The 26656-nt window shown below is 53.1% G+C and carries 27 protein-coding genes; 3 read left to right on the top strand and 24 right to left on the bottom strand.

Annotated elements, in window-relative coordinates:
• Window positions 1-8: 8 nt before the first annotated feature.
• Both CJP46_RS16775 and CJP46_RS16770 read right to left on the bottom strand, forming a co-directional pair.
• Entirely contained in the window at window positions 9-884 is an 876-nt protein-coding gene (locus CJP46_RS16775) for a carbohydrate ABC transporter permease (RefSeq protein ID WP_094596721.1), read from the bottom strand.
• An 18-nt stretch (window positions 885-902) separates the two neighbouring features.
• Window positions 903-1853, bottom strand: coding sequence for an ABC transporter permease (locus tag CJP46_RS16770; protein ID WP_094596720.1), 951 nt, complete (start codon window positions 1851-1853; stop codon window positions 903-905).
• A 428-nt stretch (window positions 1854-2281) separates the two neighbouring features.
• On the opposite strand from CJP46_RS16770, the gene CJP46_RS37555 reads away from it, so the two are divergent.
• Together CJP46_RS37555 and CJP46_RS16765 are read left to right on the top strand one after the other, a co-directional pair.
• Entirely contained in the window at window positions 2282-2326 is a 45-nt protein-coding gene (locus CJP46_RS37555) for an erythromycin resistance leader peptide (protein WP_373558018.1), read from the top strand.
• Window positions 2327-2638: 312 nt separating this feature from the next.
• Window positions 2639-4102, top strand: coding sequence for an Msr family ABC-F type ribosomal protection protein (locus CJP46_RS16765; protein ID WP_094596719.1), 1464 nt, complete (start codon window positions 2639-2641; stop codon window positions 4100-4102).
• Window positions 4103-4246: 144 nt separating this feature from the next.
• Here the strand turns inward: CJP46_RS16765 and CJP46_RS16760 are convergent, their stop codons facing one another.
• The 14 genes from CJP46_RS16760 to CJP46_RS16705 all read right to left on the bottom strand — a co-directional run bounded on the left by CJP46_RS16760 (window position 4247) and on the right by CJP46_RS16705 (window position 14934).
• Window positions 4247-5419, bottom strand: coding sequence for a cation:proton antiporter (locus CJP46_RS16760; protein WP_094596918.1), 1173 nt, complete (start codon window positions 5417-5419; stop codon window positions 4247-4249).
• Between the two features lie 251 nt (window positions 5420-5670).
• Window positions 5671-6606, bottom strand: coding sequence for an NADP-dependent oxidoreductase (locus CJP46_RS16755; RefSeq protein WP_094596718.1), 936 nt, complete (start codon window positions 6604-6606; stop codon window positions 5671-5673).
• Window positions 6607-6651: 45 nt separating this feature from the next.
• Window positions 6652-7134 (bottom strand): MarR family winged helix-turn-helix transcriptional regulator, encoded by a 483-nt coding sequence (locus tag CJP46_RS16750; RefSeq protein ID WP_094596717.1) that lies wholly within the window; start codon window positions 7132-7134, stop codon window positions 6652-6654.
• A gap of 203 nt (window positions 7135-7337) precedes the next feature.
• Window positions 7338-7817 (bottom strand): anthrone oxygenase family protein, encoded by a 480-nt coding sequence (locus CJP46_RS16745; RefSeq protein WP_094596716.1) that lies wholly within the window; start codon window positions 7815-7817, stop codon window positions 7338-7340.
• Window positions 7818-7862: 45 nt separating this feature from the next.
• Window positions 7863-8684, bottom strand: a complete 822-nt coding sequence (locus CJP46_RS16740; protein ID WP_094596715.1) for an SDR family oxidoreductase — start codon at window positions 8682-8684, stop codon at window positions 7863-7865.
• Window positions 8685-8749: 65 nt separating this feature from the next.
• Window positions 8750-9280: a MarR family winged helix-turn-helix transcriptional regulator gene (locus CJP46_RS16735; protein ID WP_256992383.1), complete on the bottom strand. Its 531-nt coding sequence runs from the start codon at window positions 9278-9280 to the stop codon at window positions 8750-8752.
• 49 nt (window positions 9281-9329) lie between these two features.
• Window positions 9330-9458 (bottom strand): DUF6254 family protein, encoded by a 129-nt coding sequence (locus CJP46_RS37125; RefSeq protein WP_256992382.1) that lies wholly within the window; start codon window positions 9456-9458, stop codon window positions 9330-9332.
• A gap of 134 nt (window positions 9459-9592) precedes the next feature.
• Entirely contained in the window at window positions 9593-9943 is a 351-nt protein-coding gene (locus tag CJP46_RS16730; RefSeq protein ID WP_094596714.1) for an MmcQ/YjbR family DNA-binding protein, read from the bottom strand.
• 89 nt (window positions 9944-10032) lie between these two features.
• Window positions 10033-10314, bottom strand: coding sequence for an aldo/keto reductase (locus CJP46_RS37550; protein WP_373558002.1), 282 nt, complete (start codon window positions 10312-10314; stop codon window positions 10033-10035).
• A complete protein-coding gene (locus CJP46_RS16725; RefSeq protein WP_373558001.1) occupies window positions 10271-10894 on the bottom strand; it encodes an aldo/keto reductase in 624 nt (207 codons plus the stop codon). Before CJP46_RS16725 ends, CJP46_RS37550 begins: the two co-directional genes overlap by 44 nt.
• A 48-nt stretch (window positions 10895-10942) precedes the next feature.
• Window positions 10943-11275 (bottom strand): ArsR/SmtB family transcription factor, encoded by a 333-nt coding sequence (locus CJP46_RS16720; protein ID WP_094596713.1) that lies wholly within the window; start codon window positions 11273-11275, stop codon window positions 10943-10945.
• Between the two features lie 111 nt (window positions 11276-11386).
• Complete coding sequence (locus CJP46_RS16715) at window positions 11387-12295, bottom strand: DUF418 domain-containing protein (protein WP_143812987.1); 909 nt, start codon at window positions 12293-12295, stop codon at window positions 11387-11389.
• Between the two features lie 318 nt (window positions 12296-12613).
• Window positions 12614-12796 carry a DUF2524 domain-containing protein gene (locus CJP46_RS16710; protein WP_094596711.1) on the bottom strand — a complete coding sequence of 61 codons (183 nt, stop codon included), beginning with the start codon at window positions 12794-12796 and terminating at the stop codon, window positions 12614-12616.
• Between the two features lie 113 nt (window positions 12797-12909).
• Window positions 12910-14934, bottom strand: coding sequence for a beta-galactosidase (locus tag CJP46_RS16705; RefSeq protein ID WP_179281190.1), 2025 nt, complete (start codon window positions 14932-14934; stop codon window positions 12910-12912).
• Window positions 14935-15071: 137 nt separating this feature from the next.
• On the opposite strand from CJP46_RS16705, the gene CJP46_RS16700 reads away from it, so the two are divergent.
• A complete protein-coding gene (locus tag CJP46_RS16700) occupies window positions 15072-15917 on the top strand; it encodes a helix-turn-helix transcriptional regulator (protein ID WP_094596709.1) in 846 nt (281 codons plus the stop codon).
• A gap of 100 nt (window positions 15918-16017) precedes the next feature.
• Here CJP46_RS16700 and CJP46_RS16695 read toward each other — a convergent pair whose 3' ends face one another.
• The 8 genes from CJP46_RS16695 to CJP46_RS16660 all read right to left on the bottom strand — a co-directional run bounded on the left by CJP46_RS16695 (window position 16018) and on the right by CJP46_RS16660 (window position 26650).
• Window positions 16018-17055 (bottom strand): FecCD family ABC transporter permease, encoded by a 1038-nt coding sequence (locus CJP46_RS16695; protein ID WP_094596708.1) that lies wholly within the window; start codon window positions 17053-17055, stop codon window positions 16018-16020.
• Window positions 17030-18076: a FecCD family ABC transporter permease gene (locus tag CJP46_RS16690; RefSeq protein ID WP_094596707.1), complete on the bottom strand. Its 1047-nt coding sequence runs from the start codon at window positions 18074-18076 to the stop codon at window positions 17030-17032. Before CJP46_RS16690 ends, CJP46_RS16695 begins: the two co-directional genes overlap by 26 nt.
• Window positions 18077-18190: 114 nt before the next feature.
• Window positions 18191-19219 (bottom strand): ABC transporter substrate-binding protein, encoded by a 1029-nt coding sequence (locus CJP46_RS16685; RefSeq protein WP_179281189.1) that lies wholly within the window; start codon window positions 19217-19219, stop codon window positions 18191-18193.
• 253 nt (window positions 19220-19472) lie between these two features.
• The gene (locus CJP46_RS16680) at window positions 19473-20807 is read right to left on the bottom strand and encodes an LLM class flavin-dependent oxidoreductase (RefSeq protein ID WP_094596706.1); all 1335 of its coding nucleotides are present in this window, start codon (window positions 20805-20807) and stop codon (window positions 19473-19475) included.
• Window positions 20804-21436: an RraA family protein gene (locus tag CJP46_RS16675; RefSeq protein ID WP_094596705.1), complete on the bottom strand. Its 633-nt coding sequence runs from the start codon at window positions 21434-21436 to the stop codon at window positions 20804-20806. The genes CJP46_RS16680 and CJP46_RS16675 overlap by 4 nt, the downstream gene beginning before the upstream one ends.
• Window positions 21423-23477 carry an IucA/IucC family protein gene (locus tag CJP46_RS16670; RefSeq protein ID WP_094596704.1) on the bottom strand — a complete coding sequence of 685 codons (2055 nt, stop codon included), beginning with the start codon at window positions 23475-23477 and terminating at the stop codon, window positions 21423-21425. Before CJP46_RS16670 ends, CJP46_RS16675 begins: the two co-directional genes overlap by 14 nt.
• Window positions 23467-25299 (bottom strand): IucA/IucC family protein, encoded by a 1833-nt coding sequence (locus tag CJP46_RS16665; RefSeq protein WP_094596703.1) that lies wholly within the window; start codon window positions 25297-25299, stop codon window positions 23467-23469. The genes CJP46_RS16670 and CJP46_RS16665 overlap by 11 nt, the downstream gene beginning before the upstream one ends.
• A gap of 139 nt (window positions 25300-25438) precedes the next feature.
• On the bottom strand, window positions 25439-26650 hold the full coding sequence (locus CJP46_RS16660; RefSeq protein ID WP_179281188.1) for an MFS transporter: 1212 nt from the start codon (window positions 26648-26650) through the stop codon (window positions 25439-25441).
• Window positions 26651-26656: the final 6 nt, after the last annotated feature.

Raw genomic sequence — 26656 nt, 5'->3', positions numbered from 1 at the left:
ATGGATGGTTACCCTTTAACTGAACCGATCAGCATGCCCTGTTCAAAATACTTCTGAATGAACGGATACAGAACCATCATCGGCAGCGCTACGATGACAATGGCCGCCATCTGGATTCCGATCGTGGGCGGCGGCGTTCTCCCTGCCGCTTCAAGCAATTCGGGCGGAAGGCTGGAGCTCGCGATGATGGTGCGCAATACGAGCTGCACCGGCGCTTTATGCCAGTCCGTGACGTACAGAAGCGCATTGAAGAAATCGTTCCAGTACGTCACCATGTAGAGCAATCCGATCGAGGCGATGACAGGCATCGACATCGGGAGAACGATCGAACGCAGCGTCCTTATCTCGGATGCCCCGTCAATTGCAGCGGATTCCTTCAGACTCTCTGGAATACCTTCGAAGAAGGATTTCATAATGATCATATTAAAGGCACTATAGGCCATAACCAGGATCAGCACATAGTCCGTGTTCAGCAACCCTAAATTTTTGATCGTGATATACGTCGGAATTAAACCGCCCTTGAACAACATCGTGAAGACGAAGATCAGCATGATGATCCGTCGGCCGGGCAACTTCTTCTCCGCCAGGGAGTAAGCAGCCGTCGCCGTGAGCAGGAGCGCAAGCAGGACACCGGCGGCTGTATTACGGATCGTCACCCCGTAAGCGTTATAGATCAGAGATCCCTTCTTGAGCAAGTAGGCGAAATAATCGAAGCTGATCGATGTCGGGAACAGCACCAGACCGTTCTTTTCGCTGAAGATCGAGTATGGCGTTACGGACACGCTTAGAACATACCAGAACGGAATCAAGATAATCAGGGTGATAAGCGACAGAACGAAATAGTTGGTAGCGATAAAAATGGATTCGCCTCGAGTGAGCTTCACGATTCGGATTCTCCTTTGTCAGAAAATGCCGGAATCATTGATTCGCTTCGCGATCTGATTGGCGATCAGCACCATGACGAAGCCGATGATTCCCTTGATGACGTCTGCCGCCGCCGCGAGACTGAGGCTGAACTGTTCGATGCCTACCCGATAAATGTAGGTATCGAGAATGTCGCCAACTTCGAACACCATCGGGTTATACAGGTTGAGTACCTGGTCTAAACCGGCACTCATCAGATAGCCGACCCGTAGGATAAAGATGACGATAATCGTGCTGGATATGCCCGGGAGCGTGATGTGGATGATGCGTTGGAAACGTGTCGCTCCATCCATCACCGCCGCTTCGTAAACTTCGGGATTAAGCCCGGCGATGGCGGCCAAATAAATGATCGCTGCCCAGCCCATCTCTTTCATTGCATCGGTGACGACGAGAATGATCCGAAAATACGCAGGCTCGACAAGCAGATATACGGGTTTGCCGCCAAACCATTCGACGATTTTGTTAATCACGCCGGTCTCCGGCGAAAGCAGCAGCGTAATGATGCCGCCGTAGACGACCCAGGACACGAAACGCGGCAGATAAACGGCAGTCTGCAGCGTCTTCTTGAACCATTTGGTCCGAATTTCGTTTAGCGATAGTGCTAACAAAATGGGACAGATAAATCCGCTGATCATCTTGTATAGGCTGATGAGCAGTGTGTTGCGAAAAGCGTTCAGGAACATCTCCGACGCAAACAACTCCCGGAAATGTGCGAAACCCACCCACTTACTGGCCCCAAATCCTTGGATGACGTTGTAGTCCATGAACGCGATGCTGATGCCGTACAACGGCAAGTAATCGAACACAATGACCCAAGCCAGTGCGGGAAGCAGCAAGGCGTACAGCCATTTGTATTTCCACATCGTCATTAACAGCCGCCTTCGCGGCTTTTCCGTTCTAGCGGGAATTCCCGTAGTAACGATTTCCATCGTCCCTCCTCCATCCTTCTTTCTATCCCGGCCAATCCACATTTACCTGTGCGGCACTACACCTGCCGTTTGCAGGATAACCGGTTGCGCCAATCCATTCGTATTAGGAACGGCGGTTCGCAGGCTGAACACCGATCCCTGCTCCGCCGCTGTCTTCCGGAATGGAAGTGCTTACATCTTTAAGCATACCGGCATCCTTGATCGTCGAAAACCGGTGCGAAGGATGATAATACCGGGGAAAAGTCCGAAATCCGGCAATGATTTTCTAACACTATAGTAATAGCAGCCTGACCCAACGGCCAGCACAATATGAATTAGGTATACGAATCGCAATCCATTCTGCGGTTCGGCCTCCGGTTGACTTATGCTGAAATACCCCCTACAATATGCAGTGTATTTTCATTATCTTGAAGGAGGATTATTAAGAAGTGACACACGCAATGAGACTTCGATTCCGGACTTTGAACAAGTAATTAAATACGTTCAAAGGCTCTGTTTGTGTTTACAGAGTAAACGGGATAAGTCTGTCCTTTTTTAATAATCTTCATTTGCGCATATCATTTCGCATTTGTAGAAAGGCAGATCCTTCTGCCTTTCTTTTTTATTGGGATCATTCCCCTTCATAAGGCAAACGGAAGGTTTATTTAATGACGGCTACCTACCTCCACCCCCTATTTTGAATTAGGACGGGTCTTCTTCCCTTTACTCTGAATCACAGGCAGATTGCCTGTGATTTTTGGTATGACCGGAAAAACAATGACACCATCATTCGGAGGGTACGAAACATGGAAAAAGTATGCATAGAGTTAATGAACATTGAATTGTCTTATTTGGATCAGATGATATTGGATATCCCTCGGCTGGCAGTACACCAGTTTGATCGGATCGGAATCGTTGGCAAAAACGGAGCCGGAAAAAGTACGTTATTGAAGCTCATGGCTGGGCAGATCCAACCGGAGAAAGGTCAAGTTCACCGTCAGGCGGATTTTGCCTCGTTCGAACAAATGGCCGTACCTGCAGAAATGGAAGCGGATGATGAAATGCTGAGCAAGCTTTCGGTCCCTCCAACGGATGTCGAACAGCTGAGCGGTGGTGAGCAAACGCGTCTAAAACTGGCAGGGCTTCTCTCAAGCTACCATGAAGGATTATTGATCGACGAACCGACCACCCATTTGGATGAAGCCGGAACACGGTTTTTCATCGAAGAAATGAAATACTATTACGGAGCGCTCTTGCTTGTCAGTCATGACCGCTTTGTATTAGATGCACTCGTCACGAAAATTTGGGAGATCGAGGATGGACATATCACGGAATATACAGGAAACTACTCGGATTACGTGTCCCAAAAAGAGCTCCAGCGTGAGCAGCAGTTGGAACAGCATGAGAAGTATATGAAAGAAAAAAACCGACTTACGAAGGCCGCCGATGAAAAAATGAAAAAGGCAGAAAAAATTGCCCAGGCCAATGGACAAATGTCCAAGAGAGAAGCAAAAGCCAAGGCAAACAAAATGTTTATGACCAAATCCAAAGATACGAGCCAAAAAGCAGTTCAGCGGGCAGCCAAATCCATTGAAAAGCGGGCCGGGCAGCTTGAAACTGTGGAAGCCCCGGCTCAAGAACAAAGCCTTCATTTTCATCAGCCGCCATCACTGCAGCTGCACAATAAGTATCCGATCATGGCCGACCGATTGACGCTGATGGCTGGAGACAAAATCCTCTTCAGAGATGTAAGCTTTCAGCTCCCATTAGGGAGCACCAATGCCATAACCGGTAGTAACGGTTCAGGGAAAACGACGCTCCTCCGCCACATTTTGCAGCAAGGAGAAGGCATCACCCTATCCCCTAAAGCCTTGATCGGCTCTTACGAGCAAATGGGATATCAGTTCGATAAGGACGAATCCGTGCTGGCTTATATGAAGGAACGAAGCGATTATGACGAAAGCAAAATCCGCTCCGTCCTGCACGCAATGGGCTTTACAGGAAATGATTTGCGAAAGAATATCCGCCATGTCAGCGGAGGCGAAGCGATTCGTCTCGTACTATGCCGACTGTTTTTGGGCAGATACAATGTGCTGGTATTAGATGAGCCGACGAATTTTTTGGATGTGTTCTGCATCGAAGCGCTGGAACGTTTTTTAAAAGGGTACGAAGGTACCGTTATCCTCGTATCCCATGATCGCGTATTTATTGAGCGCGTGGCGGATCATGTTTATTCCATTGAAAACCAGCAGCTTCGACTTATCAAATAAGCCATTAGCTGCATGTCATCCTGATTGCAACCGAAACGATCCCCGCCAACAAGCGGGGATCGTTTTTTTCGACACAAATTTTAAGCCTTATCAAGTTCCTTAGGGGGACCTCCAAAGTTATCTTCCAGCCGCTGAAGGTTCCATCTACCTATTCTCCTTTAACGCTTGGTTTCCACTCTTTTTTCCGCCCGAAAATAACGTCTTCAACAAAGGCGGCGTGACAAGCGTCGTCAAAATCACGACAATGACAACGGAGGTAAAGTATTTTTGCTGCAGCAGTCCTGACTCCAAACCCGTTGCCGCTATAATGAGGGCTACCTCCCCGCGTGATATCATTCCAGCCCCGATCGCCAGCGATGAACGGCCGTTAAATCCGGTGAGTTTGGCTCCCAGCCCGCCGCCAAGAAGCTTGGTCAGAATGGCCACGACCGTAATGAATCCCATGAATACCAATTGGTTAGCAGCACCTTCAAACGTAATGTTAAGACCGATGCTGACGAAAAACACGGGAACGAAGATGGAATACGCCACCGGCTCCACACGGTCCTCCACATCATGCTTGAAAGGAGTCTGGGAAACGGCAATGCCGGCTGCAAAAGCACCGATAATCGCGGCCACACCCATAAGATCGGCAAAATACGATAGGGCAAAGCATACGATAAGCGCTCCGCTGATGACGGACTCGGTAACCCGCAGCGGTGCGAAAAGCTTTAAAAACCAAGGGACGGCCAGCCAGCCGACAGCGATGGCAACGATAAAAAACAGCAGCTTTTTGCCGATGAGCAGACCAAGGGATACGTCGTGCCCCGTGCCAAGCAGGCTCATCATGACGGCCAGCATGACGACGACGATCACATCATCCACAACCGCTGCACCCAGGATCGTTGTGCCTTCCCGCGTGTTCAGCCGGTCCATTTCTTTCAGAGTCTGAACGGAAATGCTAACCGAAGTGGCACAAAGAAGCAAGCCTAGGAAAAGTCCCTGGTTATTGCTCAGGCCAAAGACGGAAGCAGCTCCATAGCCGCCGATAAACGGCAGTATAATTCCTCCAACCGCTACGGCGAACGCCGACTTCCAATTTTTTCGAAGCTGATCCAAATCCGTTTCCAGACCTGCCATAAACATGAGCAGCAATACGCCGATCTCAGAGAAAATAGATATAAATTCGTTCGGATGAATCCAGCCAAGCACAGCGGGGCCGACGAGAATGCCGGCCAGGAGCTTTCCCAGAACGGCAGGTTGACCGAGCCTAACGAATAAGTCGCCAAGCAGCTTGGTGGCGAGCAAAATAATCGCAAGATAGAGCATGATTTCCAACATTTAAGCGCCTCCTTTGGATTTGACCACTACCATTCATAACCGGAAAAAGGCACAAAAAGAGCCCGTCAACGACAGGGCTCTCCTAAAAAAACGCAGAAAGAGCCTGTCGTGACAGGCTCCTCCGGTGTTCCGATGTATGAATTTCTTTTATTATACATGATTAAATGCATTTATGCAATTTGACACCGTATAAAGTAACGCTTTTTTAGGATCATGGATGATGATAAATCGAATGGTCTGATTTGATTTTAACTAGAGCTAACGCCGAGTAAAATTCTACCGCGCCCATGTCCGGTTTCGCTTTTCTCTAGTGCGCTCTTAGCTTGGCTCAGCGGAAAAATGGTTTCGATCGAGACTTTCAGCTTCCCGTCTGCAATCATCCTTGCGATCGTCTCCGAATCTTCAGGCGTTGGAAACTTGGTGTTGAACTTGGCAGTAACGCCATGCTCTTTAGCAGCTTCCGCGGATGGCGGCTGGGTGAGTGAAACCAATATTCCGCCTCGTTTGAGCACAGACCAGGAACGAGTTTCCGTATCCCCGCCAACGGAATCTACGATGAGATCTACATGGGGAACAGCCTCCTCGAACCGGGTTGTCGTATAGTCGATGACCTGATCCGCCCCCAAGGATTTAACAAAATCGAGATTGGCCGTTGAAGCTGTACCGATCACAGTTGCTCCCTTCCACTTGGCTAGTTGAACAGCAAACTGTCCCACGCCCCCTGCTGCTGCATGAATCAGAACCGTTTGGCCGGGCTCAAGCTCGCCTTCCGTAAACAATGCTTTCCAAGCCGTTTCCGCTCCAGCCTTGATCGTTGCTGCATCTTCATAGGATAAATGATCCGGCATGCTAACCAAATCGTTGGCGATTGCAATCGCGTATTCGGCATAGCCCCCCTTCACGGTTCCGAATACGCGATCACCCGGCTTGAACGCCGTAACATCGGGACCTACCGCTTCGATGTGCCCGGAAGCGTAGAATCCCGGGATGTAGGGAAATGTAACTGGGAATACATCCTGAACCCAGCCGTTACGAATTTTGTAGTCCAACGGAATCACGGCAGCGTATACGATGCGGACAAGCACTTCGCCCGTTTTCGGTTGAGGCACCTCTACTTCTCCAATTTTCAAGACATCCGGACCGCCATATTCATGGATTTGAGCTGCTTGCATCAATTTAGACATATAAACATCTCCTTAAAATATCTTGATAGATTTTTTGTTTTTCTCTTATTCCTCTGCCGCCTCCAAGGAAGCAGCTATTTTGCGTGCCAGGGTCACAAACGTCATTTGTTCGTCTTCTGTGAGTGCTTCGGTTGTTAAGGCTTCCACCTTACTCCACGCGTCATTCACCCTGAGTTCAATATCACGTCCTGCCTGGGTAAGCGATACGATGGTCACTCTCTTATCTTCCTTGGAGCGGCTGCTTACAACCAGGCCGGCGTCTTCCAAACGCCGAACCGATTTAGCGATCGTGGAGTGGTCCAGACGAGTCGATCGGCACAAGCTGTTCTGCGATCGGTGATCCCTGTGCCACAATTGCATGAGTACGATTTCCTGGCCGGGGTACAAGCCGGCTTCCCGCAGCAGTTGGGCAGCAAGCCCGCGGTGTGAGCGCGCCATACTGAATATCGAGAAACTCACGGGGAACTCCCTCACCGCACTAACTTCTTCTTCGGGAACTTCAATATTATGCTCCTTGTTCTCTTCCATCTGAATATCCTCAACTTTCTATAAGGTCTTCTCTCATACTGGAATCAACTTATGTGGTCGACAACATATCTGGTTGTAAAACAACAATACCACATATTTTAGTGGTCGGCAACATATAAATGTGGTTGGCAACATAATATGATGAAAAATAGAAAAAACCACTGATCCAGAATCAGTGGTTTTCAGGCATTGATGTAACATGCTTACCATTTACGGATAGCGATCATAAAAGAAACCAAGGCCGCGATCGAAGATATCGTCCTCACATGATTCCAGGGTACCCAACCGGCAACATAATCGCTCCACACTTGCGCTCCGTCGGCTGCCCCTGGATTCGCAGCTGCTAAAGAGTCATTAAGCGGCACATTAAAGATGACCGTTACCAAAAATACTCCAACAATAATAAACAAGCTGCCAATGAGCACATAGACTGCGCTACTGTTGCCCATTTTGAAAAAAGAAGCAATGCCCAAAATTACGCTTAAAATGGTGGTTCCCATAAAGATCAGCATAAATAACGATTGCAGAATCGTCGAATTGATCGACTGCATGGCAGAAATGCTCTGCTCCGCCGGAAGGCGGCCAAGCGATGTCATCACGAATGTCGAAAAAGTGAAGAACACGCCGGCCAGCAACCCGGATCCCAATGTAGTTGCAAAGGTAACATAATACAAAGAATTCATGAATATTTCCTCCTACGATTTGATGGGCAGCGTTGCTAATTCGTTTCAATCCCAAACCCCGGCTCTGGCAGCCTGCCGCGCATAATCAAAAAATGTTCTCGGCTTTCTTCCTAGAATTTGTTCTACGCCATCCGCTGGAATCTCGTTCCGACCGTCCAGCACGCTGGAGAATAAATAGGACAGCAGGGTTATAGACTCACCAGGTACTTGTTGTTGTGAGAGCATGGAAATAAATTGTTCGGAAGTAAGCTGGAGGTACCGGATATTCCGCTGACACGCTTGGGCGATCAAGGACGTGGCTTCCGCAAAGGTGATCGCCTGCGGTCCCGTCAATTCATACAGCTGTCCGATATGCCGGTCATCGGTCAAAGTCGAGACGGCTGCAGCTGCAATATCGTCAGCATCAATGAATGGTTCCTTCACGCTTCCTGCCGGCAGCGCTACGACGCCTGCTTTTACCATGTCATACAGGAAGCTTTCGCTGAAATTTTGGCAGAACCAGCTGCAGCGTAGGATCGTCCAGTCCGCGCCGGAATTCTGCAGCGCAAGTTCACTCCGCTGAGCTTCCTCTTCACCTCTACCGGATAAAAGAACCAAACGGCGCACACCGATTTCCACGGCCAATCTAGCGAATGAATCGATCGCTTGAGCAGCGCCCGGAACGGCCAAATCCGGATAATAGGTAATATACGCTGCCCTTGTCCCTTGCAGTACCGGCTCCCAAGTGGACGAATCGCTCCAATCAAAGGGCTGCTCAGCTGAACGTGATCCGGAACGGACCGGTATTCCCTCTTGCAGCAGCTTTTCCGATACCCGACGTCCTGTTTTCCCCGTACTGCCAACGATTAGAACTGGCTGATTCATCATATCTCCTCCAATAATATTTAGTTGCACAAGCAAATGTTGTGCGATTGAAAAACCGAATGCTCATGTCATTCGGCATTTTCCAAACGGTTGCATACCTCGTTCAGTTGAAGCGAGAGTTCATCGTCCTGACGGTTTAATATTGTATTGTATCTCTGTCGCAGTTTTTGCCAACATTCGTGGATTTGTTTCTCCATTTCTCTTCCCCGGTCTGTTGCGTAAATCAAGGACATTCTGCCATCCTGGCGGCTGCTGAGAAGTCCTTTGGCTTGAAGGCTCTCGATGAGCCGCGTAATGGTGGAAGGCTTAAGATGGAGGCTTTGGCCGATTTCTTTCTGCGAGATGCCGTCCTTCTCCAGTACAGTCAACATCAAAAAAGCAGAGGTAGGATTTAGTCCGCTCGGTGCAAATTCATCTTCGGCCATTTTGGTTATCATTCTGCTGAGACGATTGGCTGTGAAATATAAGCATTCTTTAAAATAAGTGTCCAACATGTCGCTGCCTCGATTCAGAGTTTTAATTAATGTTTGCACAAACAAATATAATACATTTTTTGCTGCTTGTAAAGACTGGAATTTCAACGAGGCTTGGTTGTTCATTCTAAAAAAGGAAGACTGCCGGTCATTTGCCCGTGCAGTCTCCCCTTCTTTACTTCGCAGTATGCTCCTCATCATATTCGCCGGACAATTCCTTCAGCGATTTGATTTTGCCATGGGGATGCTGTTCTTGCTTGCGTGACTTCCAGGCTGCTTCATTTCTTCTTTTCTGGTGAGCCATGACAGATATCCTCCTCTGGAAAAAGTGAGATGTATACTACTTCCTTATGTTGTCATTCCAGGGCCCCGTTCATTCGTGAAATGAAACAGTCCCTTCCCCGCCAAAACTTATGACGGAGGTTCAAGAGGTAACCGTCAATGAGGTGCCTTCCTCACACGAATCTTAGGTTTTGTCAATTCATAGCTGTGCTTCACCATATCGTGTATATCATCATCGGGCAGGTCCCCATCCAAGATCACCGTATTCCAATGCTCTTTATTCATGTGATAACCCGGCTTCACTTCTTCAAACGCACTGCGCAGAAAATCCGCCCGGCCCGGATCGCATTTCAGATTCACGCACAAGTGATCGTTGTGGCTGTAAATCAGCGCAAAGCTTTTTTTGTTCCCCTTGTGGCGGATTACCGTCCATTCTGCTCCAAAAGGGTGATCTACATAACAGGCCGGATAGGACAGACAGTATTCCATGATTTCATCGATCGTCATTGGTATCCCTCGCTGCATTATTTATCGTTTATTGTACACTATGCTTCGACCGACGGTTCGCGTGATGATGGAGTCACTCCGTCATTATGTTACTTCACAAACAGCTTCATCAACTTTACATACAACGGATTGATTATGATGCCCGTCGGATTAACGGAATACCTTGTACCTGTTTCTAACTGGCGGATCTGCTCCATCTCTCCATCGCTTAGGTGAAAGTCAAAAATTTCGCTGTTTTCTTGTATCCTTTGCGGATTGGACGATTTAGGGATGACAATAACCCCCCGCTGGATTTGCCAGCGTAAAATCACTTGTGCAACTGACTTATTATGGTGATGGGCTATCATGGCAAGAACCGGATGCTCCAGCAAAGTCTTGTTTCCCTGTCCCAGGAGGACCCCAAGCCTCGTGCAGTATTCGACGACGAGCCAAATAATCATGTAATTCGTGTTGTTGAAACCCGGGATGCGTTTCGATCTGATTGATCATCGGTAAAATCTTGGCATGATTCTTGAGCCGTTCCAAATGTCGGACCTCAAAATTTGCTACCCCGATAACTTTGATTCGCCCTTCTAAGTACAATTCCTCCATCGCCGCCCAAGCTTTCTCATAATGCGGTCCGGCAAAATGAATTAAATACATATCGAGATACGTTACGTTCAGTTTCCGGCAGGTCTGATCAAACGCTTTTCTCGTTGCATGATATCCTAGATCGGTTGTCCATACTTTGGAAGTAAAGAAGAACTCCTCGCGGGGCACGCCGCTTTTTTGCACTTCCTGGCCCAACTCTCCTTCATTGCCGTAGATCTTTGCTGTATCGAAGTGTCGGTATCCGGTTCGAATTGCCGCCGCAATGGTTTTTTCAAAGACAACGCCCTTTTGGATTTTGTATACGCCAAAACCAAGCTGAGGAATTTTCACGCCATTTGCCGCTTCGACGGCTTGGTTCATTTGGGTTCTCTCCTTCTGTTCCTGCAATTTTCATGGGTTGATTTCGTATTACTCACATGGCAGCAAAGCTTTTTCGATGACATGAACCAAATCTTTCAAAGATTTCAGCTTGCTTTTTGAGTCCAGCCGGTAGTAGTTGATGGTTCCTTGTTTATGAACACTTACAATTTGGGCATCTTTTAATATCTTCAAATGATGCGAAACTGCCGGCCTAGACAGATGAGTACGCAGTCTGATTTCCCCCACTCGCATACCTGGGGTTTGCGGTCCCTGGATTAAGGTTTGGAGAATGGCTTGCTGGGTTCCATTACCTATGGCAACCAGCACCTTTTGATTGTTTTTAAATTCAACAGCGATTTGGGCTGCCGTTTCCCGATTCATCTCAATCCTCCTTCAAGTTCAATCGTTTAATCCTATTGACCCTTTCAGAATATCACAGTATGGAAGTTAACATGATATCGGGAAAGAAAAAGAAGACCTATATTTTTCCATCTACATTTCTTTTCTGATCGGAATCCTTTTACCATAAGTCAGCATCCGCCAAATCCATTCCAAGGGTCCCATTTTATATCTTTTCAGCCAAAGGGAACTGAGCGGTATCTGAATGGCATAGATGCCCAGTGCAATGAGGGTTGTATCCGTCACACTAACCTCTTGCTTCAAATCGAACAAGAAGAGAATCATAACGATGATTGCTGTTTGCCCCAGGTAGTTCGTTAAGGCGTTCCGGCCGAAAGCAGCCAAAGGTCTCAGCCACTGTTGAATGCGCCGGTTCCGGTACAGGAGCAGAAAAGTCGAGACATAGAGGGTGCCCATGACCAGGCCGGCTAAATTAGCTCCTTCACCGTACCAGTTGGTTGGGAATGTCCTGTGTTGCAGGTAAAGGGCCCCCGGAGTCAGGGCGAGGCTGATCCAGGCCGCCAGGCGCAGTTGAGGCGCAAATTCGCCGAATCTCGTAAAGAAGCCGATTTGGCCCAATAAAAGTCCCAGCAAAAACATCGCCAGAGTAACTGCGTATTCGCCCAGAACAAGACTCAGCCCAAGCGCAGCCAGCATGGCGGCAAAGTTGAAAGCAGGCTTTCGATTATAAAAAGGAATCAACAGAAAACCAATGATCGCATAAATATGCAGCGCTTCTCCCGGCTGAAAAACAAAGTGGACCGCACCGAAACCCAGCAGCGCGGCAAGCCGCCTTATGAACGGTACGATCGCGTTGTCCCCCCTCGCCTTTGCCCGTGTGATGAAAATATAAAATCCTGTTCCAAACAATAACGAGAAGATCACATAAAACCGCTGCTCCACCGCATAATCGTAAAATCGGCTCAAGCCCCAATCGAACGTTCCCTTTTCCGGGAATTCCGCCTCCATGATGCTAATAATATTCACTAGTAAAATGCCCAAAAGGGCGAAACCTCTTAAGGCATCAAGCAACGATATTCTGTTTTGGATCTCGGAATTCTGATTCACCTAACATCACTCCTCCTCTTGCTGACTTAAGATGTACCCCGTAAATGTAAGCCAGAATGAAAGTGATTTGAATAGAGGAAGCCTTACATATGCCTTACACTTTAGTAAGGAAATGATATCCACATACGAAAAGACGATCACTCGCAAAAGGAATGATCGCCTTAAAGTTTGGAAATGTCAGAACCCACATGAAAAAGCACCCCGCGACACCGGCTTAAGCGGATGCCGTGTTCAGGGGTGCTGTTGCCTAAACTATTGATTAATATCACATTTGTTCATAATAAAGGCGATCTGATTCTCGAGCCGGTTGATGTCTTCCTGCGTCTTTGGATCTTCCTTGCCCATGCCTCGGAGCGAGCTGAGCTCCTGCTTCAGCTGATGCAAATCATCCCCTGCATTTTTGCAGTCATAGTTGCTTTCCAGATTATCGAGCATATGCCTATCCTCCATTTTCTCTTGGATGTACTTTCCTATTATGGAGAATTCGGCCGAAATTATTCAGAACGAGGATTACGGAGAACATGCTGATGTCCACTACGAAGCACCATTTAGATTTCTTGCTTTAAAAGAACATGTACGGCATATGGCTGCAGAAGAATGCGGCCTTCTACGGTCTGCTTGCTCAAGGCATCTACATAGGCGCCTCCGCCGCCCAGTTCTACGTCGACGGACTCATTACGATGATTCAGCAGCATCAGGTATCCATTTCCATCGATCTTTCTTTCAACTGCCTCGATTCCATCATATTTTTGAGGCAAAGCAGGGGCTGCGCCCTCCCTTTCCAGAACCAACTTCATAAGGCTGTCCATCGCCGGGTTATCCAGGTCGCATCCGACATAATAAACTTTGCCTTTCCCATAGGTGTGTGCAGTAACTGCCGGTGTTCCGCTGTAATAATGTCCCTGATAATCCGCAAGACTTTCGGCCCCATCCAGCTTAAGCACATCGCACCACATGGAAGCAGTGCCTTCGCCGAACGACCCGTTAACCGCTACAGTCCGGCCGAAATTGACGGAGTCGTATTCCTCCAGTTCAACGCCTGCCAGCTTCCGGAACAATCCGGGCAGCGTCAAAGTCGTCATGCGGTTGTTCCAGGTGCGAGTTCCGGACCGGAATGTGATGAGCAGCGATCCGCCGCCTGCCACATAGGTCTCGCACTTGTCTGCGATCTCCTCCGTCATTAAATTGAATGCCGGCATCAGAACAAGTTTGTAAGGCGTAAAGTCAGTCTCTACACTGACCGCGTCAACGCCGACATGCTGACCTGCAACTGCATTGTAGTAGGCTGCAAGCAGCGATTCATAATGAAAGTTCCGGTTATGCGGCTGGGCACGGTGGCTCCACACTTGATCGTAGCTTTTTACCAAAGCGACGGTATTGTTGTTCACTGCCCCTACGAACAGCGGGGACAGTTCTTTGAGTTCATGTCCGATTGCGGCGATTTCCCGGTACCTCCTCCGGCCGATGCCATCATGATCGAGGATACCGTGCCAATACTGTTCGATGCCAAACGTGCACGCGCGCCAGCGGAAATAGACCATGGCATCCGCTCCATGCGCAATGGCTTGATAGGTCCATAACCGCAGTTGGCCCGGCTCCGGCGTATCGCCCAACGAGTGCCAGCCGCACGGACCGCTCTGCTGTTCCATCATCCAGAAGTTCTGATTCTTGATGCCGCGCATCAGATCATGAGCCATGGCGACGGTGAGAGGTGATGATTTGCCCCACATGTTATTCGGGTAGTTATCCCACGACACGAAGTCGAGATCCTTGCCTAAATCGAAGTAATCGATCTCGCTGAAATGACCCATCAAGTTATGCGTGATCGGCAGGGAACTGCATGCACGAATCTCTTCAATTTGAAGCCGCTGATAGACGGCGGTCGAATCGGAGTAGAATCGGCGGTAATCGAGCTGCATGCCCGGGTTATGGTTATAAGGGGTCGACATCAATCCGCCGGAACCGCCTTGGCTGAAGCCGTCGCTAGCGGCGTACGTCGGAAGCATAATTTCTTCCCAGCTGCGGTAGGTATGGCTCCAGAACACCGTTCCCCACTCTTCGTTCAGCTTGTCGATGGTACCGTACTTTTCACGGAGCCATATCCGAAAGGCATGCAGATCGCTTTGGCAGTAGCACGGACCGCCGAATTCGTTATCGATTTGCCAAGCGATGATATGCTCATTGTCTTTGTAATGCTCGGCCATAACCCGAGCAATGCTCGCAGAATATTTCTGATACACCGGATGATTAACGCAATAATGCCTCCGTGTACCAAAGCCTTTGGTCAGGCCGTGGACATCGACGGGGTACATATCCGAATATTTGTCCATCAGCCACTTCGGAGCCGCCGCCGTCGGCGTTCCCAGAATGATCTTGATTCCTTCTTGGGCCAGCACTTCAATCGCATGGTCCAACCACGTGAAATCGTACCGCCCTTCCTCCGGCTCCAGTTTAGCCCAGGCGAATTCCGCCAGCCGGACGATGTTGATATTCGCTTCCCGCATCATCCGGGCATCAACGGCCCAACGTTCCTCGGGCCAATGCTCGGGGTAATAATCCGCGCCGAAATACATGGTATCTCCTCCAATATGTATCATTATTTTGCTTGAATTCATCTTCTTAAGAACATTATATTATTAATCATATGGGGCTTAAATCGTAAGATTTTGATGCTTTCGTATAACGATTATGCTAATAAAGGTGTTGAGATATGAGAATCAATTATTTCATTCCAAGCCCGCGCTTCACGAACTTGATTTGTTATCCCGAATCGTTTGGACATTATGCAGATGAGCCGTCACACAGCGAAAACCGGACTCAAGGACTCTCCACGTATAATTGGCATATCGTCCGCGGCGGAAAAGGATACATCCAAGTTGGTGAAACGTTGTTGGAGCTTGGCCAAGGTACCGGCTTCCTTTGCGGCCCCGGAGTACCGCAGCATTATTATGCTGATAAAGACGAACCTTGGGACATCCGGTGGATTCATTTTACGGGTCCTGGTCTTAGCACGCTCCTTCAAGGCAAAGGTGACCGGGAGGCTTGGATATTTTCGTGGGCGGGTGCAGACCGCCTTGATCGGTTATGGTCGGATCTCCTGACTACCGGCATTCGCCCGCTGCAGGATGGCGAAGCGCGGCTGTCCGCGATGCTGTACGAAATGCTTGCCGAGTTAATCATGTACGTAGATGTCTCGGAAGGAGAACGGACACAGCCGGGGATGCGTACCAAGCTGATGGAGACGGCGCAGTGGATTCGTGCCCACAGTCACAAGCCCCTTACGCTCGATCAAATGGCAAGCCAGGCGGAGTACAGTCCCTCCCATTTCAGCAGGCAATTTCACGGTTTGTTCGGCAAGACGCCGATCGAGTTTTTGAACGAATGCCGCATTCTTCAATCTAAATCTTTGCTCATCTCAACCGGTTGGACCGTCAAAAGGATCGCGGAAACGGTCGGCTTCGCCAGCAGTACTTATTTTATTCAGCGCTTCCGTAAGCACGAAGGGATGACGCCGGAACAATTTCGTGAACTTCGAGGCGTAGACGTCAATTCGTGAGCTGGTTGGATTCACAACAACAAAATTTAAAAAAACCGCGTGCTGGCGCGGTTATAAAATAAACTTGCTGATGCTTATATGTATTGCACGTTCATACGTTTTAATGCCGGCGACGGCGCGCGAGCAGTGCGATAAAAAAAGGGGCGCCGATCGCTGCCGTAAACACGCCGGCCGGTACGTCGAGCGGTTGGAACAGCCAGCGTCCGGCTGTGTCGGCTAAGAGCAGCAGCAGCGCCCCGATCAGCGCTGATGCAGGCACCAAAGCACCGTACGACGAGCCGACAAGCCGGCGCGCGAGATGCGGGCCGATGAGGCCGATGAAACCGACCGCGCCTACCAGCGCCACAGACGAGCCGGCCAGCGCCACGGTGACAAACAATAGTCCGAGCCGCTGCCGCTGGACGGACGCGCCGACGCCGGTCGCGATGTGTTCCCCCAGCTCATGAACGTTCAAATGACGGGCGTTCGCCCAGGCCAGCGAACCGAACAAGAGCGTCCAAGGCAGCAGCGTAAGCACCTGCTCCCAGGTGGCGCCGTATACGCTGCCGGTCAGCCAAATATAGGCCTTGCTGGCTGAAGTGATCGAGCTGAATGCCAGCAGCATCATCGTCAACGAACTGGCGCCAGCGGAAATGCCTACCCCGATCAGCACCAGGCGTGACGGTGCCACCCCGTTCTTCCAGGCTAGGGCATATATAAGGCTGGACACGAGCAGCGCACCGGCCATGGCGGCAACCGGAAGCCAGCGGATGCCGAGCATCCCGTCGGTCAAAGCGATGAAAGCGACAGCCCCGACGGAGGCTCCGCCCGTCATGCCAAGCACGTCCGGTGAGGCCAGCGGATTGCGAATAAGGCCCTGCAGCACGGCTCCGGCGACGCTGAGACCCGCCCCGGCGAGCAGGGCCAGAACCAGGCGCGGCAGCCGCAGCGTCCCGATGACGAAAGCGGAGTCACTGCTGGCGCCGGCAAGTGTACGCAGCACCTGCAGCGGCGACTCCCATCTGCTGCCTAGGCAAGCCCCAAGAATGAAAAAGGCCAGTAATAGTGCCAATAACGCCAGCAATGTCAGCGCAGCCCTCTTATCCGTGAGCATCGAAAAACGCTGCCTGCGGCTACGAATCGGTACGGGACGGCTCATTTTGCGGCCTCCTTTGCGTAAAGTCACCACGGGCGATGGAGATGAAAAACGGCATCCCGATCAGCCCGGTCACCACGCCAAGCGGGAGCTCCCCCGGCTGCACCGGAAAGCGGGCGACGATGTCGGCCGAGAGCAGCAGAATCCCTCCGAGCACCGCGCTGTAAGGAACGATCCACCGGTAGTCGGTCCCAGCGATGTAACGTGCGAAATGCGGCATAACGAGGCCTACGAAACCAATCGCGCCCGCAGCCGCCACAGCGCTGCCGGCGAGCAGGACAACGGCGGCTGCGGCGATGACTTTCACCAGGAGGGTCCTCTGTCCGAGCCCTTTTGCCACGTCTTCGCCGGAGCTAAGAACGGTCAATGGATAAGCCAATCCCAGCGCAATCAGGCCACCGGTAAGCATATAAGGCAGCACCTGCATCAGCGTGTGCATTTCTTTCCCGGCGACCGAACCGGCTAACCAGAACAGCACATTTTGCAGGCCGGACTCATCAAGAGCCAGCACCCCCTGGGTTACCGCTCCGAAGAGTGCGCTAAGGGCCGATCCAGCCAGTACAAGCCGTATCGGCATCAAACCACCGCCTCCCAAGGAACCCAGAACATATACCAGAAGGGCTGAAACCGCGGCTCCGGCAAAAGCGACCCACACGAGCTGGCTCAGTGAGGATAACGGGAGCAGGGTCAAGGCAACCACAACCGCAAGCACAGCTCCGGCATTGATGCCAAACAGACCCGGGGAAGCCAGCGGATTGCGCGTCAGCGCCTGCATCAATGCCCCGGCTACCGCCAGTGACGCTCCTACCGCAAGCGCGAAAGCGGCCCGGGGCACACGTGTCGTCATAATAATGACTTGCTCGTTATCTGCCGGATTATAACGGACAAGCGCATCCACCGCTTTGGTCAGACCGATCGGTGTCGTTCCAACTACGATGCTGGCTGCGAAAGCCGTCGACAACAGCAGCAGCGCAGCTGCAAGTCCGAGCAGCTTGCTGCCGTTCCTCTGCAGAAGTGACTTCACCGTGATCTCCCCCCTGTTCGACCTGCAGCATGTCCAATCACAACATCGCGAAAGCGGCAAGCGGCGGAGCTTCCGAAGAAGCGCCGTCGCACTTGCCGCAGCTTATGCCGCATATCAGTCCAGCTCATAAATCTTCTTGAGATCCTTGAGCATCTCTTCGGCCGCGAGCGGCCCAGAGCCGTTGTTCCAGACTGCCGTGTCCACTTCATAGACGCGGTTATTTTGAACGGCTTTTAGATTTTCCCAGAGTGGATGCGAGGTCCATTCCTTTCGGAGATCGAGACGGCCGTCATCCCGGCTGGTACTTGTCTGATCAAAAATGATGTCGGCGTCCATCTGAGGAATGTTTTCCTTCGATACCAGCTTAACGCCCCAATCCTCGCCCTTTTGCTCCGGCGGATGGGCAATGCCGAGTTCGTCCAGCACCAAGGCCGAGAAGCCGGTATAGACGATGCGTGCATGGTCGGCGCGGAAGTCGACGATACCAGCCGTCAGCTTCAATTTATCGCCCATCTTCTGCTGGAAATCGGCGACTTCGCTATCCCAGCGCTGGAGAAAGGCTTTTTCCTCCCCCTGCTTGTTCAGCGCTTCGGCAGTGAGCGCCAGCGAATCTTTCCAAATATGGACTTCTTCGGTCATGACTGTTGGCGCGATGGCACTGAGTTGGCTGTAGATTTCTTCATGCCTGGTTTTGGAAGCGATGATGACATCAGGCTTCATCGCGGCGATCTCTTCCAGATTGGGCTGGTTTTCCGAACCCAAGTTGACCGCGCCGTCCATCTGGTCGCGGATGTAATTGTACCAAGGCTGCTCGATCCACGCCTCCACCGCCCCGGCGGGTTTGACGCCGAGTGCCAGGGCCGCGTCTGTCGCTCCCTGAAACAGCGTTACGACTTTCTGCGGCGTTCCGGTGACGACCGTCTCTCCCATCGCATGTTTGATGGTCCGCTTGGACTCATCGCCCTGAGAAGCAGCTTTTGGCTCAGCCGAAGTGGAGTCGGTCTGGGCTTTCTGTGACGAGGAAGCCTCTTTACTTCCCCCTCCCTGTCCACAGCCGGCCAGTACCGACAGCAGCATGATCGATATGGCCATCACGATGATCCCCATCCTTTTTCGATGGCCATTGATGAAATAACCTAACATAAAACGACCCACCCCTAGTTTCTATTTATCACTCTAATTGATATTGATTATCATTATTACATGGAGCTTTGCGTTTGAAAATGAACATTTGCGTCAATCGTTCTGGACTTTTCCGACGAAACGTCCACTTTTCCCACTGAAATCACGCGTATCGGAAAGCACCCGTTGTTAATTCGCTTCCCAGACAGCCTCGTATTGGTGCATTGGTGCACGACATTCGGTTTCTGTTTGCGGACTTTGGTCCCCGGGCATTCTAAATGCGCTGAGCGAGCGGCTCCGCGGCTAGTCCAAGATGTTCCCTGAGCGTTGTTCCACTGTACTCGGTGCGGTAAATGCCGCGATTTTGCAGCTCGGGGATCACCTTGAGCACAAAATCCTCGAGACCCGACGGCAGCAGAGGAGGCATCAAATTAAAACCGTCGGCGGCTTCTTCTTCAAGCCAGCGCTGCATCGTATCCGCGATTTGAACCGGTGTGCCTGCAAGCGTAAAATGGCCGCGGCCGCCGGCAGTACGGATCAGCAGCTGGCGGATCGACAACCGTTCCCTGCGCGCCAGTTCAGTATACAGGCGGAAACGGGCCTGCTGTCCCTGCACCAGCTCAGGATCCGGCAGCCGCTCGTAAGGAAGCGGTCCGTCCAATGGACAATCGGACAGGTCCGTTTGCAGCAGCGCTGACAAATTGTGCAAACCATATTCGGAAACGCTCAGCTCGTTCAGCTCCAGTTCCTTATCTTTAGCCTCCGCTTCGGTATCGCCAACGAACGGAATCAGTCCGGGGAATATTTTCATATGGTCCCTCTCGCGCCCCCAAGCCTTCAGCCTCCCCTTTAAATCGGCGTAAAACGAGGCGGCTTCACGTATGCCAGGCTGTGCAGTGAACACCACTTCGGCCCATCTCGCGGCGAAGGCCTTGCCATCCTCCGAAGAGCCGGCCTGCACAAGGACAGGCACGGCCTGCGGTGACCGCGGCAAATTCAGCGGGCCCGCGACGGAAAAATGGCGTCCCTCGTAGTCGGCGGCTTTGATTCGGTTCATATCCGCGTAGAGACCCGCAGACCGATTGAGAAGCAGCGCGTCCTTCGCCCATCCGGTCCACAATTTGACTGCAGCCTCAACAAACTCATGGGCTCTCTCATACCGGAGCGAGTGGTCCAAATGGCGTTCTCTCCCGAAATTGCGGGCTGTTGCGTCACCGGTCGAAGTTACGATGTTCCATGCAGCGCGGCCTCCGCTGATATGGTCAAGCGAAGTGAACTTGCGCGCGATATGGTACGGATCGTTGTATGTGGTCGATGCGGTCGCGGTGAGTCCAATGCGGTCCGTCACCGCCGCGAGCGCCGACAGCAGCGTAAATGCTTCGAGCTGTGGAATGACGCGGTATTTCGTCATTTTGTTCAAGCGATATTTATCCGCGATAAAAATCGAATCCATCTTTGCAGCTTCGGCCAGCTTGGCCATTCGCTCGTAATATCGGAAATCGGTCGCCAGATGAGGCTTCGCTGAAGGGTGCCGCCAGCTTGCTTCGTGATGGCCGGTACTCATCAAAAATAAATTCAAGTGCATCGTCTTAGGGCTCGTTTCATTCATATCCTTCCACTCCCCTCTCCGATATGGCCGTACCCGAGTTTGATACGGCTGCGTTGTTCCCTTTGCTGCTTCTCCAATGCCGCCAGTCCCAGCTCCTCTGCCCGCAGGGGATCGATGGCGAACAGACCGTCCTCGTCGCCGATGATCAGATCACCCGGCCGAATGGCTACGCCGCCGACGCTGATGCTTGTATTGACTTCGCCTTCGAGTTCAAGTGAGCGTGTCGTAAGCGCGCTGATGCCGCGGGAAAACACCGGAAAACCGAGCTGCCGCAGCGCGGCGGCGTCGGATACGCAGCCGGACACGACGGCTCCTGCAACTCCTCTCGCGAGCCCTTTGTACGCCCGGAACTCGCCCCAGCACGCCCGCTCCTCGTCGCCGGACATGTCAATGACGATGACATCGCCGGGTTGGGCGAGCTCGAGCGCCTCGCGCAGCGCCGCGGAATCGGTATGCGGAAGCCTCACGGTCAGGGCGCTTCCAAGGATGCGAATCGGAGTAAAGAGCGGCCGCAATCCGCGAACATAGCCGAAGTCGGTTAAATGACCGATTGTCGACGGCTGTATTTCCCGGTATAGTTCCAGCAGCTCCGGCGGAATCGGTGCGGCATGTGGTTCAATGCGCAGCATAAGGCACCTCCAGTCTCTCGGCAGCGAAGAATGGATTTCGCATCTCACCCTTGCCGTACGGCATACTCCCCGGCACCTTCGCCGCTTGGGCGAGAAGCGGCCGTACCACCTGCTTCCAAGGCCAACGCTCGCTGCCGAACAGGCAGGCATGAACGACGGATTCCTGCGGCTCGGTAAATCCGGCCTGTGACACCGCCGCTAGCAGGGCATCCTTTAATTCGGTCCACAGCCGCTCTTCGGATAACCCGTAGGCACGAGACAAACTGTCCATAATGGCAAACAGATTAATTTGAACGCCGAGCATTTGGAAAAAAGCGATTAATGGCTGCGGGGAGTCATGATACAGGGAGTTCGGAACGCCGGGACGCAGCAAATAATGGGGATCGTCGAGGCCCGCCTCGCGCAGCCAGGGTACATGGACCCGCAGCGCGTCGTGATCGCGGAGCAGTATACCGTGCAGCCGGCCGTCCTTCACGGCAAGCACCACATTTTGCCCATGGGCTTCCGGGACAAGCCCAAAGCGCAGCAGCCGCAGCGACAGCTCACCGAACGTTTCCGCAATTTCACGGAATAGTTCAATCGCTCCCTGTGCGGTGTTTGTGCGGCCTCGCTGGCGCAGCCATTCCGGATACAGCTCCGTTTCGGCTCCTGGCGCGGCGAGGGCCGACATCGGCACAAGCCGGTATCCTTTGTCCTTGGCAAGCTCCTGTGGATAGCTGCGTATCATGGCCGACAAATGGCGCGGCTGATCCGCGAACAGGTCGTTGTCTTGCGGTGCCAGTGCCAACCAGCACCCTTCTTCGCATAGGAACAGCTTGTCGCGCAGCACCGGGTCTAGCTGTCGCACCTGACGCAGAAGGGATTCAGCCCGTTCGCCGTTCATTAGCTTGATAGCCGATAAATACCGTAATCCGCCGAGCGAACGGATGCCGAGCGGAAGCTTCACGTGCCGCGGCGTATCGCCGAGGCTCATCAAGGAGCGTACCGAGGATGTCGCATAGAACATTCCCGCCGCTACGGTCAGCGGTACACACACGCCTTCCTCCAGCTCCGGCCCGAGCATGCCAGGCAGCATGCTGTCCATCTGCCACGGATGAACTGGCAGGGCCATATGCGTGACGTGCAGTCCGCGTTGTTCCAGCTCGCGGTCAAGCTCTGCTTGGCCCCCTGCGGGAAGGAGCAGCGTCTGCGGCAGCACATCGCCTGCACCGGAGCCCCTGAGCAGCCGGTCGCGGCGAACGGCCATCCAGCGCAGCCCGATCGGCTGCCCCGCCTCGGCCGTATAGAGGCCGCATTCGTCGCGGCCCCAGCCGAGTTTTACTTTCGCGACCGGATGAAACGGCCGGTCGCGAAATGCGGCGCTGCGCTCCAGGGCAAGCAGCGACAGGTCCTGCGGCAGAGCAAGCGGGTCCCCAGCCGGTACGCGCCGCTCCAATGACCAGGCGATTTGCTCGGCTGTCTGCCGCAGCATATCGATGAACGTCTCGGTCCCTTCCGGCCGGACATCTTCTTCGCTTGAACGGCTGATAGCCACGAGTCGCATCAATTCCGGAGGCGTGAGCAATCGAGCCGCGCCGTCAACTTCGCCTGCTGAGACCAGAGCCAGGGGTTCACAGCGCAGCTCTTGGACCAGTGACCGGCGCAGTCCGAATACGACGGCTTTATTCTCACCATCCGGGCGCCAAAGGCCGAGCAGCGTGCCTGCCGGAATCGTCTCTGATTGATGGCCTGCATATAACGGTGGAATAGGAGAGGCCAAGTGGTGTTTTGCGCCCTGAGCGTTTTCCCCGGTCCCGTCATCAGCGCCTGCTGCAGCATCAGCATCGCCCGGCCGCTCTTTTCCAGCTGCTTCGTCTGCCTGTAAACTTATACGCAGCTGTCTCCAGGCCGCGGTGAAAGCGGCGTCCGCACCTTCCAACACAGCGATGTCCTCCGATTCGAGCGTGCGCAGACCGTCCAGCAAATCTTCCGCCAGCAGCGAGTTGAGCAAATCCTCCATGACCCGCCGCTCTGCTTCTCTTTTCATCGAATTATTCTGCATAGACCTTCTCCCCTTTCACCGTACGAAACGCATGCAGCGGGTTCGGAACCCATTTCGGCTCCACCTCCGAATCGGGCCAGAGCCGTCTGCGGGCCAGCTGCTCGATGCGGATTTTTTCCGAGAATAAATCGTAAAGTTCATACTGTCGTGCCCATTCCGGATGGCGGTTTTGATAATGGTAGATGACAGCGGCAACACGCTCCCAAAACTTCTCCTCCGCTACACCATAATGTTCACTAAGGGACAGGCTCAGATCGCCGAGGCATACGAAAAAGAAAGCACTGTGCAGAAAGTCCCGAACCGCCTCCGGATCCTCCGTTTGCATATAAGAGTGACGGTTAAACGCTAAATGCGAAGCCGGTTCAGGGTGCAGCTCCGGACACAGCTCCGGCTGCGGCAGGAGGCGGCGGCAAAAACGCACGCCGTCATGGAAGTCGCGCAGCGCAATGCGGACGGGATGACCGTCCCGATGCAGCAGCAAAATGTTCTGCGCATGCGATTCCAGCGCCACGCCGTGGGCAAACAGCATATGGATGAGCGGCGTTACCGCTGCTTCCAGCAGCTCGCCGAGCCACACCTGCATGCCGTACCGGGATATCCAAGTCTCGACGGCGGCAGCTGCTTCTCCGCCCGGTTGCGACAAGGCCGCAAACGGCAGAGCCTGCTCGCCTTCGTGCAGCACGTTTTCCAATCCTCTTCTCATAATCGCGCCCAGCGCGCCGCTGGCACGTTCGCGCACCGACGGAGGCAGCTGCCGTGTATCCAAAGCCACGCCGGCATATTCATCGAGCAGCGCGAAGTCCGGTTTGTCCAGGGTTTGATCGGCATCGTGCAGATCATGCAGCCAATCCGAAACAAGCGCCGCGTTCCGCACCGTGTGCGTCGCCAGCATCCGGCGGGTGGACGTATTGACGATCCCTAGCGACAGCTTCAACGTCGCCTTGCGGCGGTCCGTGGTGTTTTCCAGGCTGCGGATCGATTGCTGAGCACGGTAGGTGTCATCACTGTACCCAAGCGGGACGATGATTCCGCCCGCAATCTCCCCGTGCAGCGACGGAACGACGACATGCTCCCATTGCCAGGGATGAACAGGCATCAAATGATACTCGTCCGGGCGATACCCCAGCCGCTCCAACTCGGTGCGGAAGCGTTCCAGCACAGCTTCGCCAAGTTCCTCGCGCAGCCAGCTCTGCTCATTCAGGCCGCGCCGCAGCGATATACAAGCGTGCGATTCGGCGACGGCGACCCATAACGGCTGCAGAAGCTCCCCGTATTCGGGCCCATACCGCCTGTTGTCGGCGGCGTCGAAGCCGATGCGTGATTTGTAGCAAGGATGGTATGGATGGCCATCCAGTTCGCCTTCCGCGTGGTCCCGCGAACGACTTGATCCCTCGAGCATCCGCCAAGCGATCGACTCTGCATCATGAAGCAGCGTTCGTGCCAGCTCCTCGTGCAGACGGAGCAGCAGTTCTCCCTGCTGCCGTTGACCGAGGACCTCGTCAACGAACAGCGGAAGCTGTGGTGGCGAGGATGAGCCGTCCGGCGCGATGCGCCGAAGCGTGCCGCGATCCAGCCGAATGCGGCCGAAGCTAAAGCTGCGCCTGCAGACGAAGCGGTAACGTACAGCCTCGCCTGCTTCCGTGCGCCCCGCCAAATGGGCGGTTACGGTTTCTCCCGCTTGCGGAAGTCCTTCGTCCGGCTCAGCAATCCCTTCATAAAGCACTGCTTCGATCAATTGTCCGAGCACGCGCCGCCCCGCCTTTTCGTAAGCAGCCGAACGGATGGCGGCAGTGCGTCCGTCCAGACTGTTCCACTTTTTCATATAGGTCTCACCTCGCAATTTTTTGATTCAATAGAAGCGTCTTGGCCGACAGGAACAAAGCTTGTGCTCACTTAGGGCATGCTTTACCCCATGCTGCTTGAAGTTGGTGCATCCTAATACTTCGCTTGTTGGCCGCGTATCAGGCTTCGATCGTTCCGCCTTTTCTCGCGGCCCCATGCCCGGTCACGCTGATCCAGATGAAATTGATCGCAAGAAGTATGGCTGAACCCGCAAAAACATAACGCAGGCCAAAAGTTGCGGCGATCCATCCCATGCCGGAGGAGCCGAGCAGTCCACCGGCCATCTGAGCGCAGTTGAGATAGCTAAAGACGCGGCTTTCCATGCCCGGCGGTGCATGCCTGCGCACGAGCGCGTTCAGCGAAGGGCCAAGCCCGCCCATGCAAGCGCCGCTGCAGCAGCGGAGTGCCACGAGCTGCCAGAACTGCTGCACAAACACTTGCGGGATCGCCATCAGCATCGTCCCAAGCAGCGAAGCCGTGAGAACACGGCTCTGCCCGGCGCGATCCCCCAGCTTGCCGAGCTGCGGCGCCGTAAGCATATTTGCCGCGCCCATGGCCGCAGAAGCAATTCCGGCGAGCAGTCCCACATTGCCGCTTCCGGGTGCAAGCATCTGGACATACAGCGGGATAAGCGGCAGCGTGCCGACCGTTGCCGCACGCTGCAGCAAAGCGGATACGAACAGGGCCGGCAGCGGACGGCAGGCCATGATCTCTTTCATATCGCTCCGTAATCCGGTCGACCGCAGCTTTGTCGATCTCTCCTCTGTTCGTTCGCGAACCCCGAAAAGTACGACCAGTGAAGCGGCAAAAATGCTGATCCCGAGATACAGAAACACTTCCGCAAAGCTGAAACGATCCGCCATCAGTCCACCCAGCAGCGGTCCGCATACCGTGCCGCCGACCGAACTGGATTGCAGCAGACCCAGCGCGTAACCGCTTCTGTCCTTCGGCGAGTTTTTGGCCGTCAGCGCTATGGCGGCTGGCCCGAATCCCGACAGCATCCCGTTAAGAAGACGCAGCAGCAGCAGATCGACCGGCCCGCGCGCAACGCCCATCAGCGTGATGGTCATGGCCACGCCAAAGCCTGAGCGAAGCAGCATCGGTTTACGCCCATGCCTGTCGGCCAGCCTCCCCCATATCGGAGCCATCACAAAGGCACTGAGCAGATTCGCGCCGTAAATGGCCCCTGACCAGAGTGTCAGCTCAGCATGGCCTCGCACTCCCAGTTCCTGCAGATAGAGCGGAAGAAACGGAGTTACGCAGCTGACGGAAGCCATGGCCAGAAATTGACCGATGCACAGGATATACAAACTCCGCTTCCAACTTTCCATTGTGTG

Origin of the sequence: Paenibacillus sp. XY044 (assembly GCF_002257645.1) — a bacterium.
Lineage (GTDB): Bacteria > Bacillota > Bacilli > Paenibacillales > Paenibacillaceae > Paenibacillus_AQ.
The sequence above is the reverse complement of the archived record's forward strand: the minus strand, read 5'-3'. Positions and strand labels throughout refer to the sequence as shown.

Excerpts from the sequence above, each read along its gene's own strand:
- CJP46_RS16665 (WP_094596703.1), bottom strand. The coding sequence starts at position 25,299 with ATGAAAAAGTGGAACAGTCTGGACGGACGCACTGCCGCCATCCGTTCG.
- CJP46_RS16770 (WP_094596720.1), bottom strand. The coding sequence starts at position 1,853 with ATGGAAATCGTTACTACGGGAATTCCCGCTAGAACGGAAAAGCCGCGA.
- CJP46_RS16670 (WP_094596704.1), bottom strand. The coding sequence starts at position 23,477 with ATGCAGAATAATTCGATGAAAAGAGAAGCAGAGCGGCGGGTCATGGAG.
- CJP46_RS16745 (WP_094596716.1), bottom strand. The coding sequence starts at position 7,817 with ATGAATTCTTTGTATTATGTTACCTTTGCAACTACATTGGGATCCGGG.
- CJP46_RS16700 (WP_094596709.1), top strand. The coding sequence starts at position 15,072 with ATGAGAATCAATTATTTCATTCCAAGCCCGCGCTTCACGAACTTGATT.
- CJP46_RS16685 (WP_179281189.1), bottom strand. The coding sequence starts at position 19,219 with ATGTTAGGTTATTTCATCAATGGCCATCGAAAAAGGATGGGGATCATC.
- CJP46_RS16755 (WP_094596718.1), bottom strand. The coding sequence starts at position 6,606 with ATGTCTAAATTGATGCAAGCAGCTCAAATCCATGAATATGGCGGTCCG.
- CJP46_RS16765 (WP_094596719.1), top strand. The coding sequence starts at position 2,639 with ATGGAAAAAGTATGCATAGAGTTAATGAACATTGAATTGTCTTATTTG.
- CJP46_RS16680 (WP_094596706.1), bottom strand. The coding sequence starts at position 20,807 with ATGAATGAAACGAGCCCTAAGACGATGCACTTGAATTTATTTTTGATG.
- CJP46_RS16750 (WP_094596717.1), bottom strand. The coding sequence starts at position 7,134 with ATGGAAGAGAACAAGGAGCATAATATTGAAGTTCCCGAAGAAGAAGTT.
- CJP46_RS16725 (WP_373558001.1), bottom strand. The coding sequence starts at position 10,894 with ATGAACCAAGCCGTCGAAGCGGCAAATGGCGTGAAAATTCCTCAGCTT.
- CJP46_RS16720 (WP_094596713.1), bottom strand. The coding sequence starts at position 11,275 with ATGAATCGGGAAACGGCAGCCCAAATCGCTGTTGAATTTAAAAACAAT.
- CJP46_RS37125 (WP_256992382.1), bottom strand. The coding sequence starts at position 9,458 with ATGGCTCACCAGAAAAGAAGAAATGAAGCAGCCTGGAAGTCACGCAAG.
- CJP46_RS16675 (WP_094596705.1), bottom strand. The coding sequence starts at position 21,436 with ATGCTGCGCATTGAACCACATGCCGCACCGATTCCGCCGGAGCTGCTG.
- CJP46_RS16695 (WP_094596708.1), bottom strand. The coding sequence starts at position 17,055 with ATGAGCCGTCCCGTACCGATTCGTAGCCGCAGGCAGCGTTTTTCGATG.
- CJP46_RS16710 (WP_094596711.1), bottom strand. The coding sequence starts at position 12,796 with ATGCTCGATAATCTGGAAAGCAACTATGACTGCAAAAATGCAGGGGAT.
- CJP46_RS16705 (WP_179281190.1), bottom strand. The coding sequence starts at position 14,934 with ATGTATTTCGGCGCGGATTATTACCCCGAGCATTGGCCCGAGGAACGT.
- CJP46_RS16740 (WP_094596715.1), bottom strand. The coding sequence starts at position 8,684 with ATGATGAATCAGCCAGTTCTAATCGTTGGCAGTACGGGGAAAACAGGA.
- CJP46_RS16735 (WP_256992383.1), bottom strand. The coding sequence starts at position 9,280 with ATGAACAACCAAGCCTCGTTGAAATTCCAGTCTTTACAAGCAGCAAAA.
- CJP46_RS16660 (WP_179281188.1), bottom strand. The coding sequence starts at position 26,650 with ATGGAAAGTTGGAAGCGGAGTTTGTATATCCTGTGCATCGGTCAATTT.
- CJP46_RS16730 (WP_094596714.1), bottom strand. The coding sequence starts at position 9,943 with ATGACGATCGATGAAATCATGGAATACTGTCTGTCCTATCCGGCCTGT.